The organism is Cellvibrio sp. 25HG11W-0, from assembly GCF_057815475.1.
The window spans coordinates 1095944-1111727 of the sequence record NZ_CM174230.1 but is presented as its reverse complement, the minus strand read 5'-3'; the positions used below and the strand labels follow the sequence as shown (position 1 = coordinate 1111727).

Genomic DNA, 15784 nt, shown 5'->3' with positions numbered 1-15784 from the left:
TTAATTATCCACGATGAATAGACCGAGGTTGATGACCTGTATCAACAACGAACCACTAAGATATGAAAGATTCATAATGGGTGCGGCTCACTTCTAGTCGCCACAAAAGGAGCTAATGGGAGCCAATGAAAGGCATTAAAGTTGCCAACACCACTAAAGTGATACCATTAATAAAAAGCTAATCATGAAATATCGCAAAAATATACTTCCCTGTAAGCACAACCAAAAGAACAGATGACTTGCGGGAATAATAGGCAGACTATAGTGTCTAAGAACTCGCAGTATGCAGAAGACTTTGCGACAACAACAAGGTCAATCGAACACCACCTCAGTCGCACAACCACACTGTTTCATGGTGCTCACAGTCATCAAGCCGCACCACGCGGCTCCCATACGCAAACAAAGGAGCAGGTCTACACATGAATGAGAAATGGATCAAAGGTGCTCATGACAACGCCAATACCGCAAGCCAGTCCACCTCAAAACCAGTAGCATCAGATGCGTTGGTATTATTTGGGGTAACGGGAGATCTCGCCTACAAGAAAATATTTCCCGCACTTTATGGCATGGTTAAACGCGGCGCGCTGAATATCCCCGTGGTAGGTGTTGCCAGTTCAGATTGGGATATTACTCAGCTGCGCAAACGCGTCGCCGACAGCATAACCGAATTTGCTTTGGATAAAAAAAACAGCGATAACCCAACGATACTCGAACACCTACTCTCACTATTTCAATATGTACAAGGCAATTACAAAGAAGCCACCACCTTCACCGCCCTCAAGCAAGCTCTCGGAGGTGCACAATATCCCGCGCACTACCTCGCCATCCCACCCGCACTCTTTGCCACGGTTATTCAAGGCTTGGGCGCCGCGGGGCTTGCAGACAACGCGCGCGTAATAGTAGAAAAACCTTTTGGCCGCGACCTAGCCTCCGCGCGCGAACTGAATAGCGTGGCGCGATCTGCATTTCCTGAGGAAGCGATTTTTCGTATCGATCACTTTCTCGCAAAAGAAGCGATCATGAACATTCTTTATTTTCGCTTCGCCAACAGTTTTTTTGAACCCATTTGGAATCGCAACTATATCGCCAGCGTGCAAGTCACCTTGGCAGAAAATTTTGGTGTTGAACAGCGCGGTGCTTTTTATGAAACCGCCGGTTGTTTACGCGATGTAATTCAAAATCATCTATTTCAAATTGTAGCGCTCTTAGCCATGGAAGCCCCCAGCCACAGAGGCTATGGCGCAGTACAATCAGCCGCGACCAATGTGTTTCATGCCATGCGCCCACTGCAAGCTGATGACATAGTGCGCGGGCAATACGAAGGCTATCGCCAAGAGGCAGGCGTAGCAGAAGACTCTGATGTAGAAACTTTTTGCGCCCTGCGTTTACACATAGACTCTTGGCGCTGGGGCGGCGTGCCCTGGTATTTGCGCTCGGGTAAACATTTAGCCGCATCCACTGCCGAAGTAACGCTCTGGCTAAAACCACCGCCGCTCGCACTGTTTGCCGATGCAATGCCCGACGCAGCCCAGCCCAACTATATTCGCTTTCGCCTTTCACCCAACGCCGCCATTATGCTCGCCACGCGGGTAAAACATCCGGGCAAAGAGTTTGTTGGCGATCAACGCGAACTCGCGTTTGTAGATGAGCGCCCACAAGAAGAAACACCCTACGAACGCCTACTGGGCGATGCCCTCGCCGGAAACTCCGCATTATTTACCTGCGAAGAAGCCGTAGAAGCAGCTTGGGCCGTGGTTGAACCCGTACTGCAAAACCACCCACCGGTAAGCACTTACCCGCGCGGCAGTTGGGGGCCAGAAGAAGCGAATAATTTAATTGCAGGGGAAGAGCGGTGGCACAATCCATCGCTCGACGAGTGATGAATCAGTCATAAAAAGCTGATGGAAAATAGCTGCTTCTCTGTTATAGAGAAGCAGTGTTTATATATTATTTTTTAAAAGTGACAGTAGATAAGACGAAGGTAGCGGGCTTAATAGACCCTCAGGTTTGTAAAATATTAAAGGGTAGTTAATTCACCGACACTATCGGCCAAGAGTGGACTTTACTATGGGGCATCTAACTCTAAGGCCAACTGTCTTATCCTTGCAGCAAAACGTCGTGACAAGGGTCTATCAGCACAGATAGCCTTCGCATTAGCAAGCCATCTACGCGCAAGATATTTACGCCCTTGACGCAAATGCCAACGCCCTCGGAATAACGAGACCGATGCTGTGCAAACATCCCCAGATATTTTACTGCATCGCCGATTTAGGGCAATAATGCTTCGGCGATACGACGAGGAATCATCTTTATCGATTGCCAAAGAAACTTGTTCTTCGTAAAAAGAGAAGAGAATTTCTGGCGATTGAACATAAGGAAAAATTGTATTTAATGCATCTAAATAGACTGTAAGCTCTGTATCACCAACTCGATTTTTAGTTAAGATTAACAATCTTAAAGTATCAAATGCATCATCAATAAAACCACAACGTAAGGCATAGTAGATTGCTTCAGTTTGTCGCACCAATACTTTGCGCAGCAAGCTGCGCTGCTGTGCGCCCGACTTATGTAGCGCGACATCTAATTCATATTTCGCCAAAAGCTGCTGTGATTGCACCAAAGCCCACGCGCAACCTCGTGCTCGCGCAAGATGTTCAACTGCCAGTACTGTATCTGTGGCATTCGCCAGGTCGAGGTCATTAAACATATACTCGGCAAATTCTAACTTAGCCTTTAATCGGGCCTCAAAAGTATAGTAGGTATCATCGCCATCAAAGATTTCTTCAATTGTTGCAAGTGCTTGTACAAAGCTTCGGGCATCTAACAATTGCCCAACTTTTTCCCAGTTGCGCTCCAACGCTTCGTCGGAATCGTCAAAGTCAAAGGTTTCGCCCACAACTACATCACTCATTTGTCCATAAGATTCATCCAGCAGCGCATTGCAAATAAACGATCTTTTTCGTACATCAAGAGATCGCTGTGCGAGTGCTGTATCTAAAGCACTCAGGTTATCGTTAATGCAAGAAGAAGATAAATCGCCCTGTGTTGGAAGGCTTTTGCCTGCTATACCAAGCAGCAAACTCGCAGTTGGACCACTACGAATAATTACTTCTTCTTTAGCACTTTTGGCTAGCATATTCAAACAAAGTATATCTAGTGGTTGATCAAACAGAACCTGCTCCCCAAACACTCCAGCTGCCTGAGGATCCAACTCAAGATCTGGTTTAGCTTCTTTATCATGGCGCAACCAAATCACTGAGTGCCATGGCAATTTTTCAATCATCGGTGTGACATCAAAACTATCTGATGCGCTATAACCGGCTACAATCAACGTTCGACCTGCACAACATTTCTCTAAGTGTTTTCGTAGGCCTCTTTGTGAGCTAAACGCCAAACCAAAACGAGCTATCTGTGTCAATGTCGCAATTGGTTTTCCTGTAGCAGCGCGAAAATGTGGATGAGAAAAGCTGCCATGCAACTTAATCAATTGTGTGTTGGATTTTAACTTAGATATTGGCTGGCCAATTACGAATCGATGTAGTTCTAATTGGCTATCAAGCGCTGCCTGCTCTATTCGACAATCGAAGTTTGTTGTTAATACTAAGGCACCAGCATTTGCTTGGTCGGCCAAAAATTTATGCATCGCGTTGGGGCGCCCATAAGTTTCGAGTTTGGCTAAGGTCGAAAAAATCGATGGTTCAATATCAGATATTCGCTCAATCAAGCCTTCAAACCGTAAAAAATTAGTTCTCGAACGCCCATGTTTGCGAGTTTCCTCGGGATCGGCATAATCTCTAAGTGCTTTCTCAGTAGATGCATCAGTCGAAACATATTTAATGAGTCGATGCAAAATCGGTGCACCTGGTGGAATTCCCGATGGAGAATCGATACTGATCCCTGCACCGACGAGGTAAACATATTTTTCTGCATTCATTGCTTAAACCAATTATCTAGACGGGCACCCTCTTCTCCGCAGTTCGGCCAATAACGGAAATTAACACCGTATTTAACGGCTCGTCCGTTGTAATGCTTTTTAACTTTAGGTGTCTAACATATCCCCATTCGTCACCTAACACCCAACGCAGTGCCGATAACTTGCCATTGATCATCCCCCACTCGAAGTCACTCCATGGACCTATGTCTTCATATTTTCCTTCCACGCGTTCGGCTGACTTGATAGCACCTTTGAGGATATGCTCATGAATTACATCTGAGCCGTAGCGTTCGGTTCCTTCAAGTATGACTTCAATTTCACCATGTTCGATACTCCACATACGATTTTGGTGGCGGTTGTACCAGACTTTATCAACCAGCCCATCCATAGCGTCCAATATTTCTCTCAAACCTCTAGTTTCTTCTGTAAAATCGTGTTCAAACTCGAATTCAGCGAGCAAGTCTGGATCAATGTGATCAATAGCTGAAGCTAGATTGTTGAAATATAAAGAGTTCGAGATTGAGAAAATCTCGTCAAAATCTGCATGCGGCTTTCGATGATCTTTCGAAGAAAAGTCGTTGTGATTATGGGTAACAAAAATACAAGTATCATAGTTACTGTCGAGGCTGCTCACAAATTCAAAAAATTGCTCAATGATGACAGCGTCCGCGACTGAGTTTTTGCTGATATGAAAAGGAGCTCTTTTTTCCAGTCCACGTTGAACGGCGGCGATTTTAGAACGGTCACTAATTGAAATGATCTTTGCCGATTCAATTAACCTTTCAACTCTATGGATCGTCGCGTAGCTCGCTTCAGTCAAAAGCGGCAATCTTGCATTGATATCATTTAGAACTTCCATGGTCTCGGCTTGCTTTTCTCCCGCAAACTCATTTACTACTGCTTTGACTTGCTTGAATTCTTGAGACAATCTTTGAGCTGTTTTTTTCGCCACACTCTCTTTATTTCGCTCATATTCTTCAACAACCAGATCAGCTAAGACCAATTTCACATTACTTGAGCCCACCAGTTCCTCTAGCGCAGATACGAGGGGGAGATCACTCCTCTTTGTAGAAACGTCCAGCAAGACACATGTATCGAGGAAAATGTAGTTCATATATTCCTTGCATTTTATCTTTTATGATTAAAAACAGTATTTTAAGTTTTATCATTAATATATTTAGCAACCCAGGGCTGCATCGAACTTCCACTTTGGGCACATAGCAGCCCCCTACACTTCCAGCTCCGGCGCCACCCACTGCAATTAATCTACCCAATAGTTTTAAAACACCGCAATCATAGGCGCCTTTCTTCAACCTGCGCAACCACTCATTTCCCCTTGCACATTTATGAAAATTAATCCATTACAGCCTATTACCACCAGACTGTAACGAGCGGTAATTTTATTTTTGGTATTTTATACTAGCCTTTGCACAGCAACGCATCTAACCAAAAAAAGGTTACACCGCGCACCGGCTAATTACTCCTTTCAATTTCTGTAAACCATTGCGCTGTGATGTTAGACTCCTGCCATTGCCGTACTGCATTGCCTGCCTATGTTGTTTGGCAATAAATGCCTGTTAGTGAATACCCATAATAATATGTAAAACCTTTGCCTATTTAGGTGCGCGCACTCCACACAAAAAGAATTTTAAGCGACACAATAATAAGTACGGCAACTTCAACTTACCACCAGCAAAACCTTTCCCCAAAGGAATAACCACCATGAGCGATAACCTTAAGACTGAGAAGTTTCAAGCGGAAGTATTCCCCCTGGAGCTAGAAGATATTGCGGCACGGCGCGCTAATTGTGCGGAAGAAGCACAGGCAGCGCCCCCACAGAATGCCTTTACCACTCAAAATAATTTGGTAGGGCTGGCGTGTTCAGGCGGGGGGATTCGCTCGGCATCTTTTTGCCTTGGGGTTATTCAGTACCTTATTGACCATAAACTGTTTTCTAAAATCGATTACCTTTCTACGGTTTCTGGGGGCGGCTATATTGGCAGCTGCGTGAGCGCGCTCGCCAAAGATGATGCGGAAAACCTGAAGCTATTAACTGAAAAGAAAGATCGCCATGAGCCGGATGCACTCAACCATATTCGCAACTACAGCGAATATTTGCGCGCTAGCGGTTTTATGCGCGGCCTTAGAATTCCTATTTTATTTATGGAAGGTGTACTGCGCAGTGTTTTAACCTTTTTCCCGATGGTTATTTTCGCTGTTTTTTTAACCGAGTTATTCTTGGAAGTTATTGGGCGGTTTAGCGCGGAGATTCAATTTTTCTTTCCGCTGATGATGGGTGTTATCCCGCTGCTTGCTGGTTTTATACTGCGACCTATGTTTAAAGAGCGACTGAGTTGGCTGGGGCGGGACAACGCCGATAATCGGTTTGTGATTTATAGTGTGGTCGCACTCGTCTCCATACTATCCATTCCTTTATTGCATTTTTTACGCAAGGTCGTTGGCTACAACGCCACCACCTTGTTAATCGACATTAACAGCCTTATAACCAATCACGCCAATAGCATCGCCATTGCAGGTTGCGCCTTGGTTGTAGCATTGGTTGTGGGTTATATGATGCTGCGCGCAAAATTAATTTTGGTTGTAAGCAGCCTATTCGCGCCCTTATTGTTGGTATTAATGTATCTGTTCTTTTGTATAGAAGCGGTTAACTCACCATTTAGCTATGACCTAAGTGATACGTCTAGAGCTGCACTGAAAGTACAACACACCAGCGACGCCTCAGAAGTGCTGAATTATTACAGCGACATTCTTGAACAAAAGGCCAGCGCGCCTGAACAGGCTTTAGCCAGCCAAGCCTATGAATTGGACAAGGCTGTTGCAGCCAACCTTCAGGCACTACTAGTACCTATTCTTAACACCAAATATATTGATACTGGCAGCTGCACCATTACGTCTTACCTCAACAATAATATTCACTTTGAGTGCCCTGCTTTACGGGATAGCAGCTTTTTAACCACGGACGAAAATGCCCGTATAGATGTCGCTATAGTAGATGAGTTTAGTGTTGGGTTTTTATTGCGCGCGGCAGGCGCGCATGAGCTGGCTACAGCGTTACATTTAAGACCAAACCGCAAGATGCTGCGTGTTAGTCAATTACAGTTGTCGCGCGGCAATGCTGAGTGGTGGATTTATTTAATGGGATTAGCCGTTTGGCTGTACAATTATTTTTTCATTAGCATTAACCGCTTTTCCCTACACCCCTTTTATCGCGACCGCTTGAGCCGCACATTTTTAATTACAGCGAAAGACGGCAAGCTCGCTCACGCTGACACCCTAAAAATGAGCGAACTTAACGGTACCAAGAGCAGCGCGCCTTACCACATCATCAATACCACCTTAAACCTACAGGGCAGCAGCAACCCACAATTGCGCTCGCGGCGCTCCATACCCTTTATTTTAACCAAACGTTTTTGCGGCAGTGACTTTACCGGCTACAGCCCCACTATCGCAGTAGAGGCTGCTGATAAGCATTTTAATTTCGCCACTGCCATGGCTATTTCTGCGGCAGCGGTATCGCCCAACATGGGCGTAGGCACCATTAACCCGCTGCGATTTTTATTGACGCTGTTAAATATGCGCTTAAATTATTGGTTGCCTAACCCCAGTAAATTCACCAAAAATGATACTAAGTATAATTTCCGTTTTAGACCACCAGGACTGCCCTATTTAATAAGAGAAGCCTTTGGCTCGGCCAGTGAGCGAACGCCTTATATTAATTGTTCAGATGGTGGGCACCTGGAAAACCTAGGCGTGTATGAACTGCTCAAACGCCAATGTAAAACTATTATTTGTATTGATGCTGAAGCAGATGAAACCCTTACGTTTGGCGGGCTTATAACCCTGCAGCGTTACGCAGCGATTGACTTTGGTATTACCATTACTCTGAATGTCGCAGACATTCGGCCGGCAAACACACTGTCGCCTAGTAATTTTGCTGAAGGGGTAATTGAATACTCCAATGGGGAGATTGGGCGGTTCCTCTATTTGAAGCTGGCCTTTACCGGTAAAGAGCCCGAGTATTTACATTATTATCGCAGCGCGAACAGCAAATATCCCCACGAGGACACCAGCGATCAATATTTTGATGAAACACAATTTGAAGTCTATCGCGCACTTGGCAATTTCACGGCGAACACCGCTGGGGACAATCTAAAAAACCTACTGCGTTAAATATAAAAAGGCCTCTGGTATTATACAGAGGCCTTTTTTAACAATGGCGGTAGCCCATTGATAATCAGCATAGCGCTTTACAAGATCGCTTCTTACCGCACAATTTCATACTGTATTGATTAAACTCTATTGTTGTTAATTAGTATCCACGAAAAAGCCAGCACCTTGGCACTAAGCGTGTTTTAAATCGCTTCGCGCCAAGGCTGCTTAGCCTTGTAGGATGCGATTCGTTTATCGATATGCGTGAGCGGAAGGTCTAAGCTTTTTGCATCTGAACGCGTTTTTTGCTCCCATTTTAATGCTTGTTTAAAATCGCCTTTTTCAGCGGCTACAGCAGCGCGAACTTGATAGAGCGTTTGCTTATCATAAATACTGTCTTCATCTATTTTTGCGAGGCTTTCCTCTGCCTCTGCAAGGTTGCGCATTTTTTCATCGGGGTTGGTGGTGAGCAACCATGCCAAACGCATTTGTGCCGCCGTATTAACCCGCGCCGCTTTGCGCATCCAATAAAAGCCTTTGTTAATATCTTTTTCAAAACGCGCGCCGCTCAGTGCCTCTAGCGCGAGCGCATATTGAGCATTGGTGAGATTTTGATGGGCCGCTTTTAGTAGCCACCCCATACCCTTATGAGAGTCGGCCGTGCACATAGTCCCATAGAGAACATTACGGCCTAACAGATAGCTCGCAATAGAGCTGCCGGAGCTGGCTGATTTTTCGTACCACTCATTGGGGTTATCTTCTGGTACGAACTCATCGGTAAATGACGGTATTGAATCGATAAGATAGGCATATTCTAATTGCTTACGTGCATCACCCTTCTCAGCCTCCGCTTTCAGCTCAGCTGTGATCGATTTTAATTTTTTAATGTTATATTTTCCGCCCTCCATATAAAACTGGAAGCGATTCTTAAGGCCATTCACTATTTTCGGCTTACCATCTACCACCAGCGGTTGGTACTGCCATTGGCGCAAGGCATCTATCGCCTCCCGCTCAAAGGCCTTGTCGGATGCATAATAAACAATAAAGTCTCGCGTTGTGCCGTCTTCACCAACACTATAAAAAACATCAACAAAGCCAGATCTGCCAACTCGCAACATACTTATTGGATACTCTGGAATAACTTTCTTTAACGCACGGAACTGTTCCGTTAATTCGCTTCCGCCGGTAAAGATAGGCGTAAGGCTGCGCTCAACATTTGCATCGCTGTATTTTTCCATTAGCTGTGCCAGTATTGCATCTGCTTCGGCTTTTTGTTGGTCAGTAAAACGCGCGTAAACTCGCTTGGCAAGATCACCCGACGTAAGTGTTGGGTCTTGCGCGGACACACTAAACCACGCATAGGCCTGTAAGGCATCTTTCGCGACCTCTTCCCCGCGATAATACATTGCACCTACATTGTATTGCGCCTGATGGTCGCCAAAGCTTGCCGCCTCAAGAAATTCACGATGGGCCTTAGCCATTTCACCCTTGGTGTAATAGCTCATCGCCAAATCAAAATCTGCTCGCGCAGGATTTAGGAGCAAAAAACTAGTGCCCAAACAAAAGGTAATGCTGCTTAATATTTTTAAGAATTTCATTTTCATAGATACTTCCTTGATCAGTTATATTATTTTTTAAATTACTCAGGTACTTGCTGATTGAAACTCATACTTTCAATATGAATAGGTTTAGGACCACTGGTGATGGCAAGAAAGCGAAAATTCGTTTTCTCAAGGGATATTTCCTTTGTCTCTTTATTCACTGTTGCACGAACAGTGTTAGGATCTTGCCAGGCTATATCTACCTGCACGCTCTTACCCCATGGCACAAGCTCATCAAAATAAACTGAACGCAGTATGTTTTCGCTTTCGTAATAACTAATTCTCACTCGGTGACCGCCAGAACAGTCTTTATCCGAGAACTCCAGATAAAACAACTCGTTGACGTGAGGCTTCTTCTTAGGGTTACTTTCGGTAAATGTTATATAAGCGCGAGTATCGACACCTAATACTGCTTTTAAGTGAAGTTGTTTCTGGCGGCTACTCACAGGAGCGACCCAATCATTCACATCGCTAGGAAACTCGAAATTTTCAGCCGCGCGAGATGCAGAATATTGAGTACTGCAAGCGCTCAAGACCACCATCGAACCCAAGGCAATTAATTTTGCAACACTAATTTTTGCCCAGGCAACATTTTCCCCATCAGAAAAAATAAGACTGCGATATACCATTGAGAATAGATTCATATAAGCTCCATTAAATAATTGATCCGTTTAACCATTAATAACTACTATTTACTGCGCATCGTAGACTTTAGTTGCCCGATCAAGAGCGGCAAAAGCCTCCTTTTGATTATTAAACTTGAACACTTGGCGAATATTACAGCTGTCATCGCTCACATACACCTTACTGACACCACCACCGCAAATTTCTCCCGAAAAACCCCCAAAGGCAGCATGCCAGGACACTTGCAAGTCATTGCACCCCGGCAAAAACGTCACCAGATAATACCGGTTGCCCGCATTCACTGACATGACATCATGATCTAGCGTACCGAAACCGCGAACATCCGTTTGATAGAAGCATGCTCGCCCATTCTGACCCGTGGTATCCGCCAGGGTTTTATAGAAGTTGACCTTGGGCTTTTCGCCTGAGGTGCTGCAACCACTGAGAGCTGCAATCGATAAGCTAAGAAATATACCTAGGTAAGCGTTCATTTTTTTCCTCGGATAAAGTGATCGGCGCGTTAATGCACGAAATTCTGGCGTGTATGAGGCTGTCTGCTAAGTCTAATATTTTTTTGCGTAAGAGGAGCCGCTATTTTTTATCGGATTAAGCAAAATATTTAACCCATCGTGCAGATGCAATGTCAAATCGCTACGACCACCCATTCTGATGACCGCACTGGGCTTGAGTGCCATTGCCCTAGGCGTCACAAACTGCACGCAATCCAGCCTAGGTTTAGCCTAATTCATTGACGCTCGCAAGGGGCGCGGGTAGACTCCGGCTAGATGTTTTCGCTCAGCCAATAAGCCCTGCCGCCCTGTATTCATCGCTAATTTATTATTTGGCAACGCCCAATGATTTAGTGCAAATGCGGCCATTTAATAATTCAACACTGACGACAACTCACAATTTCAAGCGCATAGCGCGCCGTGCAGGCTTACACCCAAGCTGCAACATTTACTTTCAGCCAGATGTTCGCTTATGAGTCAGCTTGTCGCCCCACCTTCAACGACCACATCTACTAGCCTCGGCACTCTGCCTGTACCACTCCATCAACAATTGGAGACTTGGCTTGCACAGCGCCAACAAGAATTCTACCTGCACCAACAGGCTGGTACGACGAATACAAAAGCACTGCGCCCTTTTGTGACACTGAGCTACGCCCAGAGTTTGGACGGCAGTATCAGTATGAACTCACAAGAAGCCTTAGCTTTAAGCGGTAGCGAATCCAGTCAATTGACACACCAACTGCGCAGTTTTCATCAAGGCATTTTAGTGGGCATAGGCACCGTACTAGCCGATGACCCGCTACTCACCGTACGCCACTGCACAGGAACTAGCCCTCAACCGATTGTGCTCGACAGCCAACTGCGCATTCCACCCAGCGCGCGCCTATGCCAGCGCAGCGATGCACGCTGTTGGGTGTTAACAACTCAAGTAGATAGCGGGAAGCTTGGTGCTAACGTCGAAGTGCTGACACTCGATGGAAACGGCCGCGTTAACTTAAGGGATGCACTGGCGTTGCTTTGGCAGCGTGGTATTCGTTCACTGATGGTGGAAGGCGGCGGCGAAGTGATTACTTCATTTTTACAACAGCAAATGGCCGATGCCATAGTGCTGACTGTTGCCCCTACGCTGGTGGGCGGCTATAAGAGCGTTGGCGATCTCGGCAAAACCTGCAAGAGCCAATTACCGCGCATTAAGGCGCTGCAGTCTCAAGCGCTGGGCGGTGATTTAATGGTGTGGGGCGATTTGCACTACCAAGCGCCCGCGCATTCGTGACCCCGAATTTTTCAGTCCTCTGCAGCTTTTTCCTATTGTAACCAGTATTCCAAAAAATGAGCCCTCGATAATAATTTTATGACAATTACTGATTCCGTACAGGCGCAACAACTTTGGTTTACCGCGCCGGGCCACATTGATATTCGCACCCAGACTTTGGCGCAGCTCAGCGCCCATGAAGTGCGTGTGGCGAGCATTGCCTCAGGTATTAGTGCAGGTACAGAACTCTTGGTTTATCGCGGCCAGCTGCCCGATAATTTAGCACTAGATGCAACCTTAGCAAGCCTCAGTCACGCGGCGAATTATCCACTACAGTATGGTTACGCGTGCGTCGGGCGCGTTGAAGCACTCGGTGCAGAAGTGGAGAAAGAGTGGCTGGGGAAAATCGTATTTGCTTTTCAACCCCATGCGAGCTACTTCCACAGCTCGGTGGAATGTTTAATTCCGGTGCCCGATGACATAAGCCCCGAGGCTGCCATTTTTTTAGCGAATATGGAAACCGCCGTCAACCTCATGTTGGATGCTAAACCATTGCTGGGGGAGCGCGTTATTGTTCTCGGCCAAGGTGTTGTAGGTTTACTGGCAACGCAACTTTTAGCTCAGTTCCCACTCGCCAATTTAATCGCTGCCGATATGTATGGCATGCGCTGTAAACGCGCCAGTGAATTGGGCGCCCATTCAACCTTTAACCCTGCTGACACTACGGCCATCGCCCGCGTGCGCACGAACCTTGGCGACTTGGGTGCCGACCTTATTCTCGAACTCAGTGGCGCCCCCCAAGCGGTTAATCTCGCGATAGAACTTAGCGGCTACAGCTCACGAATTGTACTGGGTAGCTGGTACGGCAACAAAACAGCCACCATTCATCTCGGCGGCAGCGCTCATCGCAACCGCCTGCACATTACCACCAGCCAGGTCAGTAGCATTGCACCGGAGTTGATGGGCCGCTGGGATAAGGCGCGGCGCTTTGATTGCACCTGGGATATGATTCGCCGCACCCAACCGCAACAACTTATTAGCCATAGAGTGCCACTTGCAGACGCGGCTGTTATTTATCAACAACTCGATCAAGCACCGCAGGATATTTTGCAGGCGATTATTCACTACTAAGTTGTGCTAATTATTTTTGCGATATTAATTTCAATTAATTTTTTTTAAAGAGAGCACATTATGTATAGCTTGGGTGTTAGCCGTGACTTTATTGCCAACCACTATTTAATTGGCGGCGACTGGGGCAGCGAAAATTCGCCCCATGCACATCACTACGTATTAGAAGTGTGTATTGAAGCACTGCAATTGGATCAACACGGGTACCTAGTAGATATAGTCGCGGTAGAAGCGGCGCTGGATAAAATCATCGGCCAATTTCGCGATGCAATGCTTAATGACCAGCCTGAATTTTCGGGAATCAATCCCAGCATCGAACACTTCAGCCGCATTCTGTGCGAGAAATTGCTCGCGGCCATTTGCCCTCCAGGTAAGGGCACGCTTAAAATAAAACTGTGGGAAAATACCACCTGCTGGGCTGGTTACACTCAAGCCTACTGATTACCCGCGAACTAACTACTATGAAAATCGGCCTGCTGATTTACGGTGACATGAATGATCTAAGCGGCGGTTATTTGTATAACCGCCTACTGGTAGATTATTTACGGCGCAACGGCGATGAGGTAAGTGTTTTCACCATGCCTCACGCCAGCTATTGGCTGCATGTAAAAAATCAGCTGGGGCGGAAACTTTTTGCACAAATTTGCGCCGCCAAATTGGATATTTTAATTCAGGATGAATTGACCCATCCCTCCTTGGCATTTAGCAATCAGCGCCTCGCGCACCGCTGTAAATTGCCACTCATTAGCTTGGTGCATTTATTTACTAGCTTCGACCATCACCCATGGTATAGCGGTTGGTTGGTACGCGCCCTGGAGCACCGCTACTTAGGCTCGGTGCAGGGATTTATTCTTAACAGCCGCACCACTCAAGCTCAAGCGCGACAACTATTGGACAACCAATTGCCGCCCCACTGTATTGCTGTACCGGCAGGTAATCATTTCACCATGGCACCGCCAGCCACTGCACACAACCCAACTCCCACAGCGCCTGTATTGCGCATAGATAAAGAGTCTATACACCAGCGCATGACGGCACCGGGGCCGCTGCGCATTTTAGCGGTGGGAAATATCATTCGCCGCAAAGCGACGCATCTAATTCTTGAAGCACTCAGCTACTTAGATGTGGAAGACTATGAGGTAACACTAGTAGGCCGCGTGGACATGGAGCCGGATTACGTTGCAGAATTAAATTCGATGATTGAAAAAAGCCACTTGCGCCATTGCGTAAAAATAGTGGGACCACTCAGCGGTAAACCACTAATTCAGCGCTACCAAGAACATCATGTAATGGTGTTACCTTCAGCATTTGAAAGCTACGGCATTGTCTATGTGGAGGCGCAGCAATTTGGCCTACCCGTAATAGGTACACGCGCTGGTGCGGCCCACGAAATTATTCAGCAGGGCGAAAACGGCTATTTAATTCCACCGGGCGATGCCCATGCACTCGCGATGGATTTACAGTTTCTACACCAGCATCGCGGCACCCTCTGGAGCATGAGCCAACATGCGCTAGCTGCCTTTGCCGCGCATCCCACATGGGATCAGAGCAACGAAATCACTCGCCAGTTTTTACGCGGCTTTGTTAATAAAAAAACTGCCTGACAAAAAAATCTTGTCATGCCCTGAATATGAATCGAAAAAAAACGAAATGACCATAAGATGAAACAAGAGAACTTCGACTACAGCCAATATCTCGCCGATAAAAAAGCGCTCGACGATCAAAGCCTAAACCAAGAGGTTTGGGCGGCGCTCGCGCAATGGTGCGGCCAGCGACCAGCGCAAACGCCGCTGCGCGTTATTGAACTCGGCGCTGGTATAGGCACTATGATTGAGCGGCTACTGGATGCAAAGCTGCTTGGCCACTGTCACTATACCGCCATAGAAATACAACCGGAGTTTTGCGCCGCTGCCGCTGCGCGCCTTAATCACTGGTGCGAAAAGAATGCGGCTCACTTTGATCAAGTTACCCCTACTCACTGGCAAATCAGCACTGGATCAAACTCGATAGATATTCACTGGCACTGCGCTGATGCACTTAATATTCACGCAGGTTTTTCACCTGCAAGCTTTGACTTAATGATCGGCCACGCGGTTGTGGATTTACTGCCAGTGCCCCTAGCCCTACCCCAACTGCTCAATTTACTCGACACCAAAGGCGCGTTTTATTTCAGCCTCAACTATGCTGGTACCACCACGTTCAAACCCGCACACGACTTGGATGAAATTATTTTTAATGCTTACCACGCCGACATGAATAGCCGCTTCCCTGATCTCGACTGGGAGCCTAGCCGCACTGGCGCACTGCTCGGAAATTGGTTACAACAACAATGTTATGCGCTCATTGCACAGGGTGATTCCCACTGGCAACTACAACCCAATAGCGCAACCGATTCACAAGGGCGTTTTGTCGCCAATATTTTAGCGACGATTGAAAGCGCTCTACCGCAGATTGCAGGCATTGCCGAATGGCTCGCAGTACGGCACGCGCAATTAGCCGCTGGGGAGTTGAATTTTGTCGCAGAGAATAGCGATTGCTTTGGAATAAAATAAAATCGATCAGTATG

General features: G+C 46.6%; 12 protein-coding genes. 7 read left to right on the top strand and 5 right to left on the bottom strand.

Features of this window, described 5'->3' with window-relative positions; all coding sequences use genetic code 11:
- The first annotated feature begins 419 nt into the window (after positions 1-419).
- Entirely contained in the window at positions 420-1880 is a 1461-nt protein-coding gene (gene zwf / locus AC0KUT_RS04635) for a glucose-6-phosphate dehydrogenase (protein WP_488833911.1), read from the top strand.
- Between the two features lie 185 nt (positions 1881-2065).
- Here the strand turns inward: zwf and AC0KUT_RS04630 are convergent, their stop codons facing one another.
- Both AC0KUT_RS04630 and AC0KUT_RS04625 read right to left on the bottom strand, forming a co-directional pair.
- Positions 2066-3934, bottom strand: a complete 1869-nt coding sequence (locus tag AC0KUT_RS04630) for an SIR2 family protein (protein ID WP_488833909.1) — start codon at positions 3932-3934, stop codon at positions 2066-2068.
- Positions 3935-3950: 16 nt separating this feature from the next.
- Positions 3951-5048: a PIN domain-containing protein gene (locus AC0KUT_RS04625; RefSeq protein ID WP_488833908.1), complete on the bottom strand. Its 1098-nt coding sequence runs from the start codon at positions 5046-5048 to the stop codon at positions 3951-3953.
- Between the two features lie 608 nt (positions 5049-5656).
- On the opposite strand from AC0KUT_RS04625, the gene AC0KUT_RS04620 reads away from it, so the two are divergent.
- Complete coding sequence (locus tag AC0KUT_RS04620; protein WP_488833907.1) at positions 5657-8125, top strand: patatin-like phospholipase family protein; 2469 nt, start codon at positions 5657-5659, stop codon at positions 8123-8125.
- A 182-nt stretch (positions 8126-8307) separates the two neighbouring features.
- On the opposite strand, the gene AC0KUT_RS04615 is transcribed toward AC0KUT_RS04620, so the two are convergent.
- From AC0KUT_RS04615 to AC0KUT_RS04605, 3 genes are read right to left on the bottom strand one after another with little or no spacing between them, the layout of a single operon-like run.
- Positions 8308-9708 carry a TonB family protein gene (locus AC0KUT_RS04615; RefSeq protein ID WP_488833905.1) on the bottom strand — a complete coding sequence of 467 codons (1401 nt, stop codon included), beginning with the start codon at positions 9706-9708 and terminating at the stop codon, positions 8308-8310.
- Between the two features lie 35 nt (positions 9709-9743).
- Positions 9744-10349, bottom strand: a complete 606-nt coding sequence (locus AC0KUT_RS04610; protein ID WP_488833903.1) for a hypothetical protein — start codon at positions 10347-10349, stop codon at positions 9744-9746.
- Positions 10350-10397: 48 nt separating this feature from the next.
- Positions 10398-10820 (bottom strand): DUF6491 family protein, encoded by a 423-nt coding sequence (locus AC0KUT_RS04605; RefSeq protein ID WP_488833902.1) that lies wholly within the window; start codon positions 10818-10820, stop codon positions 10398-10400.
- Between the two features lie 490 nt (positions 10821-11310).
- On the opposite strand from AC0KUT_RS04605, the gene AC0KUT_RS04600 reads away from it, so the two are divergent.
- From AC0KUT_RS04600 to AC0KUT_RS04580, 5 genes are all read left to right on the top strand, one after another.
- On the top strand, positions 11311-12111 hold the full coding sequence (locus AC0KUT_RS04600; RefSeq protein ID WP_488833901.1) for a RibD family protein: 801 nt from the start codon (positions 11311-11313) through the stop codon (positions 12109-12111).
- Between the two features lie 78 nt (positions 12112-12189).
- The gene (locus AC0KUT_RS04595; RefSeq protein WP_488833900.1) at positions 12190-13221 is read left to right on the top strand and encodes a zinc-dependent alcohol dehydrogenase; all 1032 of its coding nucleotides are present in this window, start codon (positions 12190-12192) and stop codon (positions 13219-13221) included.
- Positions 13222-13281: 60 nt separating this feature from the next.
- Positions 13282-13659, top strand: coding sequence for a 6-pyruvoyl trahydropterin synthase family protein (locus tag AC0KUT_RS04590; protein WP_488833898.1), 378 nt, complete (start codon positions 13282-13284; stop codon positions 13657-13659).
- A 20-nt stretch (positions 13660-13679) separates the two neighbouring features.
- Positions 13680-14822: a glycosyltransferase family 4 protein gene (locus tag AC0KUT_RS04585; protein WP_488833897.1), complete on the top strand. Its 1143-nt coding sequence runs from the start codon at positions 13680-13682 to the stop codon at positions 14820-14822.
- A 57-nt stretch (positions 14823-14879) separates the two neighbouring features.
- Complete coding sequence (locus AC0KUT_RS04580) at positions 14880-15770, top strand: class I SAM-dependent methyltransferase (RefSeq protein WP_488833896.1); 891 nt, start codon at positions 14880-14882, stop codon at positions 15768-15770.
- Positions 15771-15784: the final 14 nt, after the last annotated feature.

Excerpts from the sequence above, each read along its gene's own strand:
- AC0KUT_RS04625 (WP_488833908.1), bottom strand. The coding sequence starts at position 5,048 with ATGAACTACATTTTCCTCGATACATGTGTCTTGCTGGACGTTTCTACA.
- AC0KUT_RS04595 (WP_488833900.1), top strand. The coding sequence starts at position 12,190 with ATGACAATTACTGATTCCGTACAGGCGCAACAACTTTGGTTTACCGCG.
- AC0KUT_RS04630 (WP_488833909.1), bottom strand. The coding sequence starts at position 3,934 with ATGAATGCAGAAAAATATGTTTACCTCGTCGGTGCAGGGATCAGTATC.
- AC0KUT_RS04585 (WP_488833897.1), top strand. The coding sequence starts at position 13,680 with ATGAAAATCGGCCTGCTGATTTACGGTGACATGAATGATCTAAGCGGC.
- AC0KUT_RS04600 (WP_488833901.1), top strand. The coding sequence starts at position 11,311 with ATGAGTCAGCTTGTCGCCCCACCTTCAACGACCACATCTACTAGCCTC.
- AC0KUT_RS04620 (WP_488833907.1), top strand. The coding sequence starts at position 5,657 with ATGAGCGATAACCTTAAGACTGAGAAGTTTCAAGCGGAAGTATTCCCC.
- AC0KUT_RS04615 (WP_488833905.1), bottom strand. The coding sequence starts at position 9,708 with ATGAAAATGAAATTCTTAAAAATATTAAGCAGCATTACCTTTTGTTTG.
- AC0KUT_RS04610 (WP_488833903.1), bottom strand. The coding sequence starts at position 10,349 with ATGAATCTATTCTCAATGGTATATCGCAGTCTTATTTTTTCTGATGGG.
- AC0KUT_RS04590 (WP_488833898.1), top strand. The coding sequence starts at position 13,282 with ATGTATAGCTTGGGTGTTAGCCGTGACTTTATTGCCAACCACTATTTA.
- AC0KUT_RS04605 (WP_488833902.1), bottom strand. The coding sequence starts at position 10,820 with ATGAACGCTTACCTAGGTATATTTCTTAGCTTATCGATTGCAGCTCTC.
- zwf (WP_488833911.1), top strand. The coding sequence starts at position 420 with ATGAATGAGAAATGGATCAAAGGTGCTCATGACAACGCCAATACCGCA.
- AC0KUT_RS04580 (WP_488833896.1), top strand. The coding sequence starts at position 14,880 with ATGAAACAAGAGAACTTCGACTACAGCCAATATCTCGCCGATAAAAAA.